The organism is Frankia sp. CgMI4 (assembly GCF_001756285.1).
Taxonomy (GTDB): domain Bacteria; phylum Actinomycetota; class Actinomycetes; order Frankiales; family Frankiaceae; genus Frankia; species Frankia casuarinae.
The window spans coordinates 34,692-50,088 of sequence record NZ_MAQZ01000060.1 but is presented as its reverse complement, the minus strand read 5'-3'; the positions used below and the strand labels follow the sequence as shown (position 1 = coordinate 50,088).

Below are 15,397 nucleotides of genomic sequence, written 5' to 3'. Positions count from 1 at the left end.
TCGGCGTCGTCCTTCACGTTCTGTTGTCGTCGCTGTCCTCATCGGTTCCGGTCACACGAGTCCGGCCACACGAGTGTGAACCGCCGCCCACCCATATCAGGTTCCCGAAGCCAGAGCGTTGGCGCCACCGACGATCTCGKAGATCTCCTGAGTAATGGCGTCCTGTCGGGCCCGGTTGGCCTGCCGGGTGTATCTCTTGATGAGGTCCTCGGCGTTGTCCGTAGCCGACTTCATGGCCCGCTGTCGCGCCGCCGACTCCGACGCCGCCGACTCGAGCAGCGCCGCATAGAGCCGGCTTTCCACGTAGCGCGGCAGCAACGCGTCGAGCACCCCCTCGGCGGAGGGCTCGAACTCATACTGGGGCAGCGGACCGCCACGCGGCGGTTCGTCGGTCTCGGTGAGCACCATCGGCAGCAACCGGCGGGCGACCGGCGTCTGGGTGATGGCGCTGACGTACTCCGTGTGGACCACGTGGATCTCGTCCACCCCGCCGTTCTCGCTCGTGGCGATGAAGGCCGCGATGAGCGCGTCCGCGACCGACTTGGCGTCCGCGTACGACGGCTGTTCGGAGAAACCGGTGTACTCGCCGCTCATCGCACGTCCCCGGAAGCGGTAGTAGCCCGTTCCCTTGCGGCCCACGACGTGCAGGTCGGTCTCCTTGCCCTCCGAATGCAGCAGCTCGATGAGCTCCCCGGTGCGCCGCAGCGCGTTCGAGCTGTACCCGCCGGCCAACCCCCGGTCGCTGGTGATCACCACGACCGCGGCCCGGGCCGCCCCGGGCCGCTCGGTGGTGAGCGGATGGTCGATCGTGGTCTGCGCCGCGACCGCCTCGATCACCCGGGTGATCTCCTCGGCATAGGGGCGGGCCGCGGCGACCCGCGCCCGCGCCTTGGCGATGCGGGAAGCCGCGATCAGCTCCATCGCTCGGGTGATCTTCTTCGTCGACTGCACCGACCGGATGCGCCGCCGGTACTCACGAAGCTGGCCCGCCATGGATCAGCCCTCGTCGTCTTTGCGCGCCGCGGGCCGGTGCACCGGGATCGACTCCTGCCGCACCAGCCCCGGGTCGAGCGGGCTCGGCACCGGCTCGTTGACCAACGGCTTGCCGTCGGACAGCGTGAACTGCTTCTTGAACTCCGCGACGGCCGACTCCAGCATGGCGATCGTGTCGTCGCTGAGCTTGCCGGTGGTCACGATCGCGTCGTACACCCCCGGGTAAGACCGGCCGACGAAGTCCAGGAACTCCGACTCGAAGCGACGGATGTCCGCCACGGGCACATCGTCGAGCTTGCCGGTGGTTCCGGCCCAGATCGACACGACCTGGCGCTCGACCGGGAAGGGCTGGCCCTGCGGCTGCTTGAGCAGCTCGACCAGGCGGGYGCCGCGCGCGAGCTGGTCCCGCGAGGCCTTGTCCAGGTCGGAACCGAAGGCCGAGAACGCCTCGAGCTCGCGGTACTGGGCGAGGTCCAGCCGCAGGCGGCCGGCGACCGACTTCATCGCCTTAACCTGCGCGCTACCGCCGACCCGGGACACCGAGGTGCCGACGTTGATGGCCGGGCGGACACCCTGGTTGAACAGGTCGGACTCCAGGAAGACCTGCCCGTCGGTGATCGAGATGACGTTCGTCGGGATGTAGGCCGAGATGTCGTTGGCCTTCGTCTCGATGATCGGCAGTCCGGTCAGCGAGYCGCCGCCGAGCTCGTCGGAGAGCTTGGCGCAGCGCTCCAGYAGGCGGGAGTGCAGGTAGAAGACGTCACCCGGGTAGGCCTCGCGGCCCGGCGGACGGCGCAGCAGCAGCGAGATCGCGCGGTAGGCCTCGGCCTGCTTGGTCAGGTCGTCAAAGACGATCAGCGCGTGCTGGCCGTTGTACATCCAGTGCTGGGCGATCGCCGAGCCGGTGTAGGGCGCGATGTACTTGAAGCCCGCCGGCTCGTCAGCCGGCGCCRCCACGATCGTGGTGTAGGCCAGCGCGCCGGCCTCCTCCAGAGAGTTCACCACCTCGCGGATTGTCGACTTCTTCTGGCCGATCGCCACGTAGACGCACTTGACCTGCTTCGACGGATCACCAGAGGTCCAGTTGTCCCGCTGGTTGATGATCGCGTCGATGGCCACCGTCGTCTTGCCGGTCTGCCGGTCGCCGATGATCAGCTGGCGCTGACCACGGCCGATGGCCKTCATCGCGTCGATCGCCTTGATACCGGTCTGCAGGGGTTCCTTCACCGGCTGGCGCTGGACGACCGTCGGCGCCTGCAGCTCCAGCTCCCGGGATCCCTCGGCCACGATCTCCCCGAGGCCGTCGATCGGCCGCCCGAGCGGGTCGACGACCCGGCCGAGGAAGCCGTCACCGACGGGAGCGGAGAGGATCTGGCCGGTGCGGCGGACCTCCTGCCCCTCCTCGATGTTCTCGGATTCACCCAGGATGACGGTTCCGATCTCGCCGACCTCGAGGTTCAGCGCGAGACCCAGCACACCGCCGTGGAACTCCAGCAGCTCGTTGGTCATCGTGTGCGGGAGACCCTCGACCCGGGCGATGCCGTCACCGGTGACGACGACCCGGCCGACCTCCTCACGGCCGGCTGAGGTGGCCTGGAAAGAGTCGACGTACTCCCGCAGGGCGTCGCGGATCTCCTCCGGCCGGATGGAGAGCTCAGTCATCGCTTACGTCCTTCGTCCTTCATTGCGGGCAGGGCAGGTCGCCCCGGGTCGGGATGCGGGTCCGCGGTGGTCGCGGCGACGGGGACCGTCACGATCATCGTGGTCACGGTCGCCGCCTATCGGAGCAGGGCCCGGCGGGCGGCGACGAACCGGCGCAGCACGCTGCCGTCCACCACCTCGCCGCCGACCTGGACCACGACACCACCCAGGATGTCGGGGTCGAGATCGACCTGCAGCTGGATCTGGCGGCCAAAGTACCGGCTGATCGCCGCACCCAGACGGGCGACGACTTCGCTACTCAGCGGAACCGCCGTACGGACGATCGCCACCACCCGACCCCGGCGGGCCGCGGCGATCCGGCTGAACTCGGCCAGCCGGCGCTCGACGTCGCCGTGGATCCGGTCGGCCGCCGCCTGCTGGACCAGGCGCACGGTGACCGGGTGCGCCCGGCCGGCGAGCAGCCGGGTGAGCAGCCTGTCCTTGACTGCCGCCGGCGCGGCCGGGTCGGTCAGCGCGAGCGCGAGCGGAGCGTTCTGGTCGAGGATCCGGCCGAACCGGAACAGCTCGTCCTCGACCTCCTCCAGCGCCCCGTCCCGCTCCRCCTCGACGAGCAGCGCCTCGACGCTCAGTTCGAGCAGCGCGTACTGCAGATCGAACGGCCGCGACCAGCGCGCCCCGACCGCCGTGTGCACGATCCGCAGGCTCGCCGGGGCGAGCTGAGTTCCGAACAGCCGGGTGACCAGCTCCGTGCGCGCGGCCACGGGTGCCCCCGGGTCGGTGAGGGCGCGGCGCACGGCCGGCTCCCGGGCGAGGAGCTCGGCGACGGCCCGGAGGTCCTCGGCGATCCGCCCGGCGTCCACCGGGCGGGGCGCGCCCGGTGCCGTCGCGGTTGCCTCGTCGAGCGTCGCCCGCGCGGCCGCCAAGCCGTGCCTGCTGGCTCCCTCCACCGTCAGCCTCCCGGCCTGACCGGTGCGGCCACGGTACCGACGCCCTCGGCCGAGTTGTCAAGCGCTGCGATGAAGTCGTCGATCAGCCGGTTCTGCGTGGCGCTGCTCTCCAGCTGGAATCCGACGATCTTCGAGGCCAGATCGACCGCGATCTCACCGACCTCCCGGCGGACCTGGGCGACGATCTGCGCCCGGTCGGCCGCGAGCTGGGCGTCCGCCCGGGCCTTGATCTCGGCGATCTCGCGCTGCGCCGCGGCGCGGAGTTCCTCGGTGATCTGCCGGCCCTCGCTGTGCGCCTCCTCGCGGATGCGCGCGGCCTCGGTCCGAGCCTCGGCCAGCTGGGCGCGGTACTGCTCCAGCAGGGCCTGCGCCTCGCGTTGCGCCGCCTCGGCGCGGGCGAGCCCGCCCTCGATCCGCTCGGTGCGCTGCGCGTAGGTCCTGGCGATCTGCGGCCTGATCTTCCAGAAGAAGAAGGCCACGAGCAAGGCGAACGACAACGTTCCGATGAGCAGTTCACTCAGCGGCGGGATCAGAACGTTCTCGTCGGAGTGCCCGCTCTCGGCGGCGGCGATAAGGATGGATGTCGCGCTCATGATTGCCCCGCCGGTTTACGGGAAGACGAAGGGAACGACGAAGCCGATGAGCGCGAGGGCTTCGGCGAGGGCGAAGCCGATGAGCATGTACCGGAAGGCGACCTGCTCGGCCTCGGGCTGGCGGGCGATCGCCTGGACGCCCAGGCCGAAGATGAGACCSATACCGATACCGGGACCGATGGCGGCGAGGCCGTAGGCGACGGCGCCCAGGCTTCCGCTCACAGCGTCCTTGGCGGCGAGAATGTCTGCCATTGCGGTGCTTTTCCTATTCAGTCGGGCACCGGGACTCGCCGGTGCTGGAAGGGTGTGTCGGGAATCTAGGCCCGGGCCGATACCGGCACGCCCGCCGGAGCAGGCGAGGCGAGTTCCTCGGACGGAGCTACCTCGTGCTCTCCGTGCACCATCGCACCGCCGATGTAGGCGGCTGTGAGGATCGTGATGATGTACGCCTGGAGAGCGTCGATGACAAGCTCGAACGCCGTGAGGATGATCRCCACCAGCAGTGAGGCGGCGCCGAACACATAGGGGGGCTTGGGCAGCAGGTAGTCCGCGCCCAGCGAGAAGACCAGCAGCAGGATGTGCCCGGCGAACATGTTCGCGAAGAGCCGGACCGCCAGCGTGAAGGGCCGAACGATCAAGGTCGAGAGAATCTCGATCGGCGCCAGGAGCACGCGGATCCACAGCGGCGCGGTGGGAGCCGGGTCAATCATCTCCTTGAAGTACGGACCGGCGCCGTTGGCCTTGATGCCCGCGTAGTTGAACAACACGTACGTGACGAGCGCCAGAACCATCGGGACGGCGATGCGCGAGGTCGCCGGGAACTGGGCCCCGGGCACCACCGCGAGCACGTTGCAGATCAACACGAAGCTGAACAGGACGAGCAGGTAGGGCGTGTACCTCGTGCCCTTCTCGCCGATGACACCCCGGGCGATCTGCAGATCGATGAAGTCGTAGGCCGACTCRCACAGGTTCTGGAGGCCGCGAGGTATGATTTTAGCTCGGCGGAATCCCAACCAGAAGATCACACCGACAAACAGTGCAGCAAAGATCGTGAGCGCGGTGGCCTTGTTGAGGTAGAGATTGACCGAGCCGATCCCGACATCGAACCAGTGCGGAGTCTGGAAGACCTCCTTGGTGGRGCCTTCGAAGCCCTCGTCGGCGAGGACCGGCACGACAAACACCTCCATGATCGATTAGGTAGCGCGTTCACGGCCCGGCAAGGTTGCCGTGCTCGGCGGCAGATTGCCTCCACCCTACCGGGTTCGCACGACACGCTCACACCGAAGAACGACCCGTCGCCAACCGGGTACAGCGCTCCGAAGGACACCTCGACAAGCCCAGGCCCTGATGGGTGTCGGCAGGCCGACGTCCTGTTGCCCGCGATACTATCCACACCGGCACCCCACAAGCACGGACTCGCTTCGACGTTCGCGCTGGTTCATCCGCGCGTTGTCTATGGGTTTCACTCCGTTGCTACCCATTCCACACAGCGCGACGAGTTGATGACACGCGGCTTCCAGCTGCACCCATCTCCCGCCGTCGGCTACGCCCAGTAGCGTCACAACGTCTGCCAGATGAGCACAATTCGGCTCTCCCTTCCCCGTCTCGGCGACCTGGGTCCACTCTGACCGGAATCGGTTGCGCCGTCGATGACCTTCGAGGTCATCGACGGCGAGGACCGGCCCGATTCAATGGAACAGCCGGGGCGGTCGGTACAGCCAGGTCCAGCAGGACGGAACTACCAGGACAAGCGGGACAGAACGGTCAGGCCGAACGAACTGGGCGAACAGGACCAACGGAGCGTATTTCGCCAAGACCGCCGAGCTGGCCGGAAGCCTGGCTATCCGCCCTCTCACCGGGTAAGTCGATAGATCACGAGGTACATCGCGGCGGCGAGGCCGACGGTCAGTCCGATCGGCAGGAACAGCACGTGAAAGCCGAGAAGGCGATCCGCTCCAAAACCGACCAGTCCCCAGAAGAGCATTCCGGCGATCAACGTGCCGAAGACGTTCCACGCCTCGCCGGGACCGTTTCCCCCCGAGGTCATCAGACCGGCGGACGGCGCGAGGCGTCCCACGCGCCGGGACGCTCCGGGTCGTAGAAGGGCATCYGGGTGTGGGTCGCGACCCAGAGCTCGGCACCCATCCACCCGAAGACCCCGGCGAAAATCGACCAGGCGAAGGCCGGCAGGTCAAGGGCCTCCGTGTCCTGGATCACCACGAGCAGGACACCCAGCAGTGCTACCTTCGCCGCGTAGGTGCCGAGGGCCGCCGGCAGGAGCAGATGCGGCGCCCGGCGCGCGACGGCCCCGACCGCCACCTTGCTGATGCCGAAGAACGCCATGACGATCATCAGGCCGACCGCGGCGCTCAGGGCGCCCGTCCCGCCGCGCAGGACCGCCGCGAGCCCCACCGCCGGGACCGCCAGCACCCCGGTCAGCGCCGCTCCCAGCCGGATCACCCGGGCCGCCGGCACGATCATGCGCGCCGCGCCGATCGCTGGGTCCTGATCAGCAGCGCGATCAGGGCCGCGAGGCCCACTCCGACGGTGGCGACCAGGATCGGCAACGGGGAGTTGGAGAACGACGCGGCGACACCTCCGAACCCGACCAGAGCCGCCCAGAAATACATGAAGAGAACCGCCCTCACGTGCGAATTACCGATTTCCAGCATGCGGTGGTGGAGATGCATCTTGTCCGCCGCGAACGGCGAGCGCCCCGCCCTCGTCCGCCGGACGACCGCGAGCCCGAGATCGAGAAACGGAACGGCGAGCACGGCCAGGGGTATCGCCAACGGGATCAGCGACGGGTACGACCGTGAGGGTCCAGCGTAACCCCCGTAGGCCACCTGACCKGTCACGGAGATCATCGATGCGGCCGACAGCAGGCCTATGAGCATCGAGCCCGAGTCCCCCATGAACAGCCGGGCCGGATTGAAATTGTGCGGCAGGAACCCGATGCAGACCCCGGCGGTCACGGCGGCCAGGAGCGCCGCCGGGGAGGCCCGGTAGAAGCCGTTGATCACTGCGATCTGATAGGCGAAGTAGAAGGTCGCGCCGGCGGCGATCGCCGCGACGCCCGCCGCGAGGCCGTCCAGGCCGTCGATGAAGTTCATCGCGTTGATAAGCACCACCGTGGCGAGGATGGACAGCGGGACCGCGGTCTCCGGTCCCAGGCTCAGCGTCGTCTCGCTGTCCCGATTGATCGCAAACGTCCATTGGACGCCGAGGAGCACCATGATGCCGGCCGTGGCGACCTGCCCGGCCAGTTTGGTCAGGGAGTCCAGTTCCCATCGGTCGTCGGCRACGCCGAGCAGGCAGATCAAGGTGCCGGCGACGAGCACCGCCCGGATCTCCGRCCAGTCCTGGGAGACCACCGAGAGGAACGGCAGGCGGTCCGCCACCCCGAACCCGGCGTAGAGCCCGGCAAGCATGGCCAGGCCCCCCAGCCGGGGCGTCGGGGTGGAGTGGACGTCGCGGGCACGTACCCCGGCGACGGCACCGATGCGCATGGCGAAGACGCGTGCCACCGGCGTGGCGAGAAAGGTCACCGCCGCCGAGACCACGAAGACGAGCAGGTACTCGCGCACCGTCGGGCATCTCCCGCCTGCCGGACCCGGATCCGGCTACTGCCGCCTACTGCCGCCTACTGCCGCGGCCGTGCGGAACCGCCTGATCCCCTACCGCGGATCGACCCCTACCGCGGATAGGCCGGATGCCGGGCGACGAGCGCGGACACCGCCGCAGCGACGTCGGCGGCGGCTTCCGGCTCACGCACCGCGTGGGCGATCAGCCCCGCGATCTCCTTCATCTCCCCCTCGCCCATCCCCTGGGTGGTGACCGCCGGGGTTCCCACCCGGATGCCGGAGGAGATCGCGGGCGGCTGCGGGTCATAGGGAATGGCGTTCTTGTTCAGGGTGATGCCGGCCGCGTCGCAACGCGCCTCGGCTTCCTTGCCGCTGACCCCGAGTTCCCGCAGGTCGAGCAGGGCGAGATGGGTGTCGGTGCCACCGGCGACGGGCCGGATGCCCTCGGCGGCAAGCTCGTCGGCGAGCCGCTGCGCGTTGGCCACCACCTGGCGAGCGTACTGCGCGTAAGCGGGCGAGGCCGCCTCCCGCAACGCGACGGCCTTCGCCGCGACCGCGTGCATCAGCGGGCCACCCTGGCTGAACGGGAACACGGCCTTGTCGATGCGGGAAGCCAGCTCCTCACGCGCGAGGATCATGCCCCCTCGCGGGCCGCGCAACACCTTGTGGGTGGTGAAGCTGACAACGTCGGCGTAGGGAACGGGGCTCGGGATCGCGCCCCCGGCGACCAGACCGATGAAGTGCGCCGCGTCCACCATCAGCCACGAACCGACCTCGTCGGCGATCGAGYGGAACGCGGCGAAGTCGATCAGACGTGGGTAGGCCGTCGCCCCACAGATGATCATCTTGGGCCGGTGCTGGCGGGCGAGCTCCCGCACCTGGTCGTAGTCGATCARCTCGGTGTCCTCCCGCACGCCGTAGGCCACCACGTTGAACCACTTACCGGAGAAGCTCACCTTGCTGCCGTGGGTGAGGTGACCGCCATGCGGCAACGACATCGCCAGGACCGTGTCACCTGGCGTGAGTAGCGCCGCGTACACGGCGAAGTTCGCCGACGAGCCCGAATGCGGTTGCAGGTTGGCGTGCTCCGCGCCGAAGAGCTGCTTCGCCCGGGCGATGCCGATCTCCTCGGCCCGGTCGACCACCTGGCAACCGCCGTAGTAACGCCGACCCGGATACCCTTCGGCATACTTGTTCGACAACGTCGAGCCCAGCGCCGCCAGCACCGCCGGGGACGTGAAGTTCTCGCTCGCGATGAGTTGCAGGCCGCCGCGCAGCCGGTCCAGCTCATCGAGGACCACCTCCGCGATCTGCGGATCCGTCGCGCTCAGCTGGTCGAAGTCCGGGCCCCAGAACGGGGTGCTCATGACGTTTCTAACCTCCTGCGTTAGAACGGCGACCGCGCTGGAACGGCGACCGCGCCACAACCGGCAACCGCGCCACAACCGGCAGCCGATGACCGGTGCCGCCGCGCGGGCGACCCGGTCACCCCATGCTCCTCTGGCCCGGGAACACCATCCACCCGGATCTACCCGAAGCCACCCGCTGTGACCATCGCCCCGCGACCCGGTTCAGGATCGTACGGGACTCTCCCGCCGGGACGATCAGCGGCGTCATGCCCACCCCGCCCCGGCCCGGACCGTATCCCGGCCCGGACCGTCCGGACCGGCTCCGGCACGCGGGGCCGCCTGCGAGCTACGGGCTCATCGGTTCACGGGCTCATCGGTTCACGGGCTCCCGGATCAGCGGCAGCACCGCACGCAGCGCGGTGAGGCCAATCGCGCCGCTGCGCAGTACAACGGGCACCTCCCCGGTGCAGTCGACGATGGTCGAGGGGACGGCGGCCGGGCACGGTCCCCCGTCGAGATAGACATCCGCGGCACCGCCGAGCTGGTGCAGCGCCTCGTCGATCGTCGTCGCCGGAGGCTGGCCACTGATGTTCGCGCTGGAGACGGCCATCGGCCCGGTCYGACCCAGCAGCTCGATCGCCACCGGGTGCAGGGGCATGCGCACCGCCACCGTGCCCCGGCTCTCCCCGAGATCCCAGCGCAGCGACGGGGTGTGCCGGGCCACCAGCGTCAGCCCGCCCGGCCAGAATGCGGTGATCAACTCCCGGACCTGGGGGGTCATCCGCTCGATCAGCCYGTCGAGGGTGCGCCAGGAGCCGACCAGGACCGGAACCGGCATGTTCCGGCCACGCCCCTTTGCCGCCAGCAGCGAGGCCACCGCGTCCCGATCGAAGGCGTCGGCGCCCAGCCCGTAGAGCGTGTCGGTGGGGAGCACAACCAGCCCGCCCCGGGCGACGGTGCTGACCGCCGCGTCGAGACCGCGGGCCCGCTCCCGTTCGTCAGAGCAGTCGAAACGTTCCATTGCCCGTCCTCTTCTCAAGGATCAGGGTTCGTCCTCAGGATCGGGGCTCACGGGACGCCCCGCGCCGGCCGGCGACGAACCGGTCCCGGCCGGCCAGGTCCCGATAATCCGCCACGTGCGACCAGCGACCGTCGGCGCGAAGCAGCTCGGGCGCCGACACCCCGTGGCCGTCGGCGTGTTCGATGACGAGGAGACCGCCTGGCCGCAGGAGCCGCGCAGCCACCCCGACAACCGTACGCACCACGTCGAGCCCGTCGGGCCCCCCCCACAGGGCGCGGGCCGGATCATGCTCGCCCACCTCGGGCTCCACCGTGTGGCGGTCGGCGTCGGGGAGGTACGGCGGATTGCTGATGATCAGGTCGACCGTCCCGGCGAGTCGGGTGAGCGACTCGGGCAGCGCCGCGGCGATGTCGGCTGCGTGCGCCGTCACGGGAAGACCGGTGCCGGCGATGTTGCGTCGCAGCCAGACCACCGCCGCCGGGTCGACCTCCACGGCGTGCACCGTCGCGCCGGGCAGCTCCGCCGCCAGGGACAGCGCGATCGCCCCCGAGCCCGCGCACAGATCGACGCACAACGGTCCCGGCCGCCGGGCCCCGGCGGAGCCGGTGAGCTCTGTAAGCGCCCATTCGACGACGGACTCCGTCTCGGGCCTCGGGATGAAGACCCCGGGGCCGACGGTGAGATCGAGGTGGCGGAAGCCGGCGACACCGGTCAGGTGCTGCAGCGGCACCCGCTGCGCGCGCCTGGCCACAAGCTCGTCCAGCCGCCGCGCCGCCGCCGCCGTGACGTCGTCGAGCAGTGCCAGCCGGCCGCGGGGCACCGCGAGCACGAAGGCGGCGAGCTGCTCGGCGTCGGCGCGGGGGCTCGCCACCCCGGCCGCACGCAACCGGTCGGTCGCCGCCGCCAACCACGCGCCCAGCGGTGTCAGGTCGGCCGCGTGGCGCACCGGGCTCAGGGGATCCGTGGAGCCCGGATGCGGGGACGCACCCCGGCCCGGCTGCTCCTGCTCCGTGCCCCGTGAGCGCCMCTGCGCGGCCGGCGGGCCGGTCATGACGCCTGAGCCGCCAGCCGMGCGTCGAGGTCCGCGGCGGCCAGCGCGTCGAGGACCTCGTCGAGCTCCCCGTCGAGCACCTGGTCGAGGTTGTGTGCCTTGTAGCCGACCCGATGGTCGCTGATCCGGTTCTCGGCGAAGTTGTAGGTCCGGACCCGCTCCGACCGGTCCACCGTGCGGACCTGGCTGGCACGCGCCAGCGACGCCTCCGACTCGGCCTTCTCCCGGGCCGCCCCGAGCAGACGGGCCCGCAGGATCCGCAGCGCGGACTCCTTGTTCTGTAGCTGGCTCTTCTCGTTCTGACAGGAGACCACCACACCGGTCGGGATATGGGTGATCCGGACCGCGGAGTCCGTGGTGTTGACACTCTGCCCACCGGGGCCGGACGAGCGGAACACGTCGATGCGCAGGTCGTTCGGGTCGATCTCGACATCAACCTCCTCGGCCTCCGGAAGCACCAGGACCCCGGCCGCCGAGGTGTGGATACGTCCGGCGGACTCGGTGACGGGCACCCGCTGGACGCGGTGCACCCCGCCCTCGAAGCRCAGCCGGCCATAGACACCGTCCCCGGGGCCCGCGGGTCCCCGGGCCTTCACCGCCACGCTGACATCACGGTAACCGCCGAGGTCGGAGGGGTTGGCGTCGAGGATCTCGGTCTTCCAGCCGCGCCGTTCGGCATAGCGCAGATACATCCGGAGCAGGTCTCCGGCGAACAGCGCCGATTCTTCGCCACCGGCGCCGGCCTTGACCTCGAGGATGGCGTCCCGGGCGTCGTCGGGGTCGATCGGGACGAGGTAGGCCCGMAGTCGGTCGTTGAGCCGGGCCAGCTCCTCGCCGAGATCCTGGACCTCGTCCCGGAACGACGGGTCCAGCAGCGCGAGCTCGCGGGCGGCAGCGAGGTCTCCCTCCACCCGGTCGAGCTCGCGCGCAAGATCCACGACCGGGGCGAGCTGCGCGTAGCGACGGCTCAGGGCGCGCGCCTTCGCGGGGTCGTTGTGCACCGCCGGGTCGGCGAGCTGCCCCTCGATCTCGGCGTGCTCGGCGATCAGGCCGTCGAGCGGGGACGTCATCGTGGTTCCTTCGCACGTCATGGTCCTGGAACGCGTCACGGTTCCGGGAGGGGGTCGGTGGGACGGGTATCGTCCGTCCCAGACGCGAACGGCGCCCGTCCGGAGTCCGGACGGGCGCCGCGGCCGAGCTACTTCGCGCCGCCGACCTTCTCGCCGGGGCGCCGCCGGCCGAACCGGCGCTCGAACTTCTCGACCCGGCCGCCGACATCGAGGATCTTCTGCTTGCCGGTGTAGAACGGGTGGCACTGCGAGCAGACCTCGGCGTTGACGACGCCGTTCTCCTTGGTGCTGCGGGTGGTGAAGGTGTTCCCGCAGGTACAGGTGACCGTCGTCTCGTGGTAGGTCGGGTGGACGTCAGGCTTCATGATCCCTCTTTCAAAGTGGCCGCCGGGTCGTCGTCTCGCGTGGACGACGTGAACCGGAGCCGGTCTGCTGCCAGTCTGCCAGAGGCCGGATGCACCGACCGCCAGCCGATGCAAGGGTCCCCACACTGCGGCGAAGCCCCCGACGACCCCCCAGCAAGATCGCCGAAGGCGATCGCGCGGAAACCCCGAACGGCGCCCTGGGCCAGGGGYCCCCACACTGCGGCGAAGCCCCCCGACGACCCCCCAGCAAGATCGCCGAAGGCGATCGCGCGGAAACCCCGAACGGCGCCCTGGGCCAGGGGTCCCCACACTGCGGCGAAGCCCCCCGACGACCCCCCAGCAAGATCGCCGAAGGCGATCGCGCGGAAACCCCGAACGGCGCCCTGGGCCAGGGGTCCCCACACTGCGGCGAAGCCGCCGTGTGGGGGAAGGCTAATCCTGAGGCGGTGCGGTCTTGGCGATCTGCATCAGGAACTCGTAATTCGTCCTGGTCTGCTTGAGCCGATCGAGCAGGAGCTCGAGGGCCTGCTGGGTCTCCCTGGTATGGRGCACGCGACGCAGCTTGTGCATGATCACGAGCTCGTCCGGGGCAAGCAGGATCTCCTCCTTGCGGGTACCGGAGGCGTCGACATCCACCGCGGGGAAGATCCGCTTGTCGGCAATCTTGCGATCGAGCTTGAGCTCGGCGTTRCCGGTTCCCTTGAACTCCTCAAAGATCACGGTGTCCATCGTCGAACCGGTCTCCACCAGCGCCGTCGCAATGATCGTCAGAGACCCGCCGTTCTCGATGTTGCGGGCCGCGCCGAGGARCCGCTTCGGCGGGTAGAGCGCCGTCGAGTCGACACCGCCGGACAGGATACGACCGGAGGCCGGGGCCGCCAGGTTGTAGGCACGGCCCAACCGGGTGATCGAGTCGAGCAGCACGACGACGTCGTGGCCCAACTCGACCAGACGCTTGGCCCGCTCGATGGACAGCTCGGCGACATTGGTGTGGTCGGCCGGTGGACGGTCGAAGGTGGACGCGATGACCTCGCCCTTGACCGACCGCTGCATATCGGTGACCTCCTCCGGCCGCTCATCGATGAGCACGACCATGAGGTGGACTTCCGGGTTATTCGTCGTGATCGCGTTCGCGATGGACTGCAGCACCATCGTCTTACCCGCCTTGGGCGGGCTGACGATCAGGGCCCGCTGCCCCTTGCCGATCGGCATCACGAGGTCGATGACCCGCGTGGTCAGCATGTGGGGCTCGGTCTCCAGCCGCAGCCGCTCCTGGGGGTAGAGCGGAGTCAGCTTGGTGAACTCCGGCCGGCCGCGTGCCTCCTCGGGCTCCATCCCGTTGATGGTGTCGAGCCGGACCAGCGCGTTGTACTTGTCCCGGCGCTGCTCGCCCTCTTGCGGGGCGCGGACGACACCGGTGATGGYGTCACCGCGGCGCAGCCCGTTGCGACGCACCTGGGCGAGGCTGACATAGACGTCGGTCGGGCCGGTCAGGTACCCGCTGGTCCGCACGAAGGCGTAGTTATCCAGAACGTCGAGAATGCCGGCGACGGGGACCAGGACGTCGTCCTCGCGCAGGACCGGCTCGTTCTCGCTCGGGCCGGCCTGCCCGCCGCGACCGCGGTTACGACCGCGTTCCCGGAAGCGGCCCCGCCGGCCACGGGCGGCGAAGTCGTCCTCGCCTTGCCCCCCTTGCCCTCCCTGCCCGGGCCGGTCGCCGCCGGAACGCTCTGCCCCGGACCGGTCACCCTGCTGGGTGCGATCCACGCGGCTGGGACGATCAGCGGACTGACGGTCCGTACCGGAGCGACGGTCCGCGCCCTGGCGGTCCGCCGTGGCACGCTCGCCGCCGGCCTCACCGCCCTGACGGTCACTCGCGCTCACCCGGCCGTTGTCGGCGGAACGATCCCGGCGGTCCTCCCGACTCCGGGGACCGGCATCGGTCTGGCGGTGGGACGCGGCGGCCGGCGGAGCCGACGCGGGCGCCCCGGTCGGCTGGGCGGACACGGTCGGCTGGGCCGAAGCCACGGCGGAGGCGGCCGATCCGGCCCGGGCGTCCACAACCGATCCGGCCCGGGTCTCCACGACCGTGTCCCCAGCCGCCGTTTCGGGCAGGGTCGGCTGCTCGGCGGCGGGGCTCGCCGCCGCCCGAGAGGCTCCACGGCGGGAACGGGTGCGGGTAGCGGTGCCGTCCGAGCCGGCAGCCTGCCGGGACACCCGCGGCGCGGGGGATGTCTCGCTCGCGGCCGGAACCGGTCCGGCGGGCGAGGYCGGCCCCGACTCCGCCGGGGGCGGCGGTGCAAGGGCCGTGGAGGCCGTGGAGGCTGCGGAGGCCGAAGAAGTCGCTGGGGCCGCCGCGACGGGCGTCACGGCCGCGGACTCGTTGTTCTGCACGTTCTGGATCGCGGCGATGAGCTGGCCCTTGCGCAGCCGGCCCACGCCCTGGATCCCCAGGGACGAGGCCATGGCCTGCAGCTCGGGGAGCAGCATCGCGGACAGACCGGTGCCCTGCCGGYGGCGTCGGGTCACGGCCGCACCTTCTCCGGCCGGAGAAGGTGCGGCGAGAGCGGTCCGGGTGATACGGCCTGCGCGCGAGTCACCGTTCCCGGTGGACTCAGCCGAGATGGCGTCTGMGGACGAGGTGCTCGCCGCCGGGTCACTCTCCCGGGGCGATGCAGGCGTCACGGGCGGCGCAGGCGTCACGGGCGGCGCAGACTCACGTGCGCTCTGCGGCAGCACGTTGGTGGTGTCGCTCAAGGTTT

Annotated in this window: 15 protein-coding genes; all 15 read right to left on the bottom strand. The window is 70.1% G+C overall.

Annotated features, from left to right (window positions below):
* Positions 1 to 96: 96 nt before the first annotated feature.
* Positions 97 to 993 carry a F0F1 ATP synthase subunit gamma gene (locus Manayef4_RS08795; protein ID WP_070131264.1) on the bottom strand — a complete coding sequence of 299 codons (897 nt, stop codon included), beginning with the start codon at positions 991 to 993 and terminating at the stop codon, positions 97 to 99.
* A 3-nt stretch (positions 994 to 996) separates the two neighbouring features.
* Positions 997 to 2,655 carry a F0F1 ATP synthase subunit alpha gene (atpA, locus tag Manayef4_RS08790; protein ID WP_070131263.1) on the bottom strand — a complete coding sequence of 553 codons (1,659 nt, stop codon included), beginning with the start codon at positions 2,653 to 2,655 and terminating at the stop codon, positions 997 to 999.
* A gap of 116 nt (positions 2,656 to 2,771) precedes the next feature.
* Positions 2,772 to 3,602, bottom strand: a complete 831-nt coding sequence (locus Manayef4_RS08785; RefSeq protein WP_070131262.1) for a F0F1 ATP synthase subunit delta — start codon at positions 3,600 to 3,602, stop codon at positions 2,772 to 2,774.
* Between the two features lie 2 nt (positions 3,603 to 3,604).
* Positions 3,605 to 4,195 (bottom strand): F0F1 ATP synthase subunit B, encoded by a 591-nt coding sequence (locus Manayef4_RS08780; RefSeq protein WP_011438087.1) that lies wholly within the window; start codon positions 4,193 to 4,195, stop codon positions 3,605 to 3,607.
* A gap of 15 nt (positions 4,196 to 4,210) precedes the next feature.
* On the bottom strand, positions 4,211 to 4,447 hold the full coding sequence (locus Manayef4_RS08775; RefSeq protein ID WP_070131261.1) for a F0F1 ATP synthase subunit C: 237 nt from the start codon (positions 4,445 to 4,447) through the stop codon (positions 4,211 to 4,213).
* A 65-nt stretch (positions 4,448 to 4,512) separates the two neighbouring features.
* A complete protein-coding gene (gene atpB, locus Manayef4_RS08770; RefSeq protein WP_070131260.1) occupies positions 4,513 to 5,382 on the bottom strand; it encodes a F0F1 ATP synthase subunit A in 870 nt (289 codons plus the stop codon).
* 665 nt (positions 5,383 to 6,047) lie between these two features.
* Positions 6,048 to 6,272: a hypothetical protein gene (locus tag Manayef4_RS25880; protein WP_011438090.1), complete on the bottom strand. Its 225-nt coding sequence runs from the start codon at positions 6,270 to 6,272 to the stop codon at positions 6,048 to 6,050.
* Positions 6,242 to 6,676 carry a hypothetical protein gene (locus Manayef4_RS08760; protein WP_070131259.1) on the bottom strand — a complete coding sequence of 145 codons (435 nt, stop codon included), beginning with the start codon at positions 6,674 to 6,676 and terminating at the stop codon, positions 6,242 to 6,244. The genes Manayef4_RS25880 and Manayef4_RS08760 overlap by 31 nt, the downstream gene beginning before the upstream one ends.
* Entirely contained in the window at positions 6,673 to 7,782 is a 1,110-nt protein-coding gene (locus Manayef4_RS08755) for an MraY family glycosyltransferase (protein WP_070131258.1), read from the bottom strand. Before Manayef4_RS08755 ends, Manayef4_RS08760 begins: the two co-directional genes overlap by 4 nt.
* A 107-nt stretch (positions 7,783 to 7,889) precedes the next feature.
* Positions 7,890 to 9,146, bottom strand: coding sequence for a serine hydroxymethyltransferase (gene glyA / locus Manayef4_RS08750; RefSeq protein WP_070131257.1), 1,257 nt, complete (start codon positions 9,144 to 9,146; stop codon positions 7,890 to 7,892).
* 352 nt (positions 9,147 to 9,498) lie between these two features.
* A complete protein-coding gene (locus tag Manayef4_RS08745) occupies positions 9,499 to 10,149 on the bottom strand; it encodes an L-threonylcarbamoyladenylate synthase (RefSeq protein ID WP_070131256.1) in 651 nt (216 codons plus the stop codon).
* A gap of 34 nt (positions 10,150 to 10,183) precedes the next feature.
* Positions 10,184 to 11,200 carry a peptide chain release factor N(5)-glutamine methyltransferase gene (gene prmC, locus Manayef4_RS08740; RefSeq protein ID WP_083282360.1) on the bottom strand — a complete coding sequence of 339 codons (1,017 nt, stop codon included), beginning with the start codon at positions 11,198 to 11,200 and terminating at the stop codon, positions 10,184 to 10,186.
* Positions 11,197 to 12,270, bottom strand: coding sequence for a peptide chain release factor 1 (prfA, locus tag Manayef4_RS08735; RefSeq protein WP_070131255.1), 1,074 nt, complete (start codon positions 12,268 to 12,270; stop codon positions 11,197 to 11,199). The genes prmC and prfA overlap by 4 nt, the downstream gene beginning before the upstream one ends.
* A 128-nt stretch (positions 12,271 to 12,398) precedes the next feature.
* A complete protein-coding gene (gene rpmE / locus Manayef4_RS08730) occupies positions 12,399 to 12,635 on the bottom strand; it encodes a 50S ribosomal protein L31 (RefSeq protein WP_011438097.1) in 237 nt (78 codons plus the stop codon).
* 432 nt (positions 12,636 to 13,067) lie between these two features.
* Positions 13,068 to 15,392, bottom strand: coding sequence for a transcription termination factor Rho (gene rho, locus Manayef4_RS08725; RefSeq protein ID WP_070131254.1), 2,325 nt, complete (start codon positions 15,390 to 15,392; stop codon positions 13,068 to 13,070).
* Between the last annotated feature and the right edge of the window lie 5 nt (positions 15,393 to 15,397).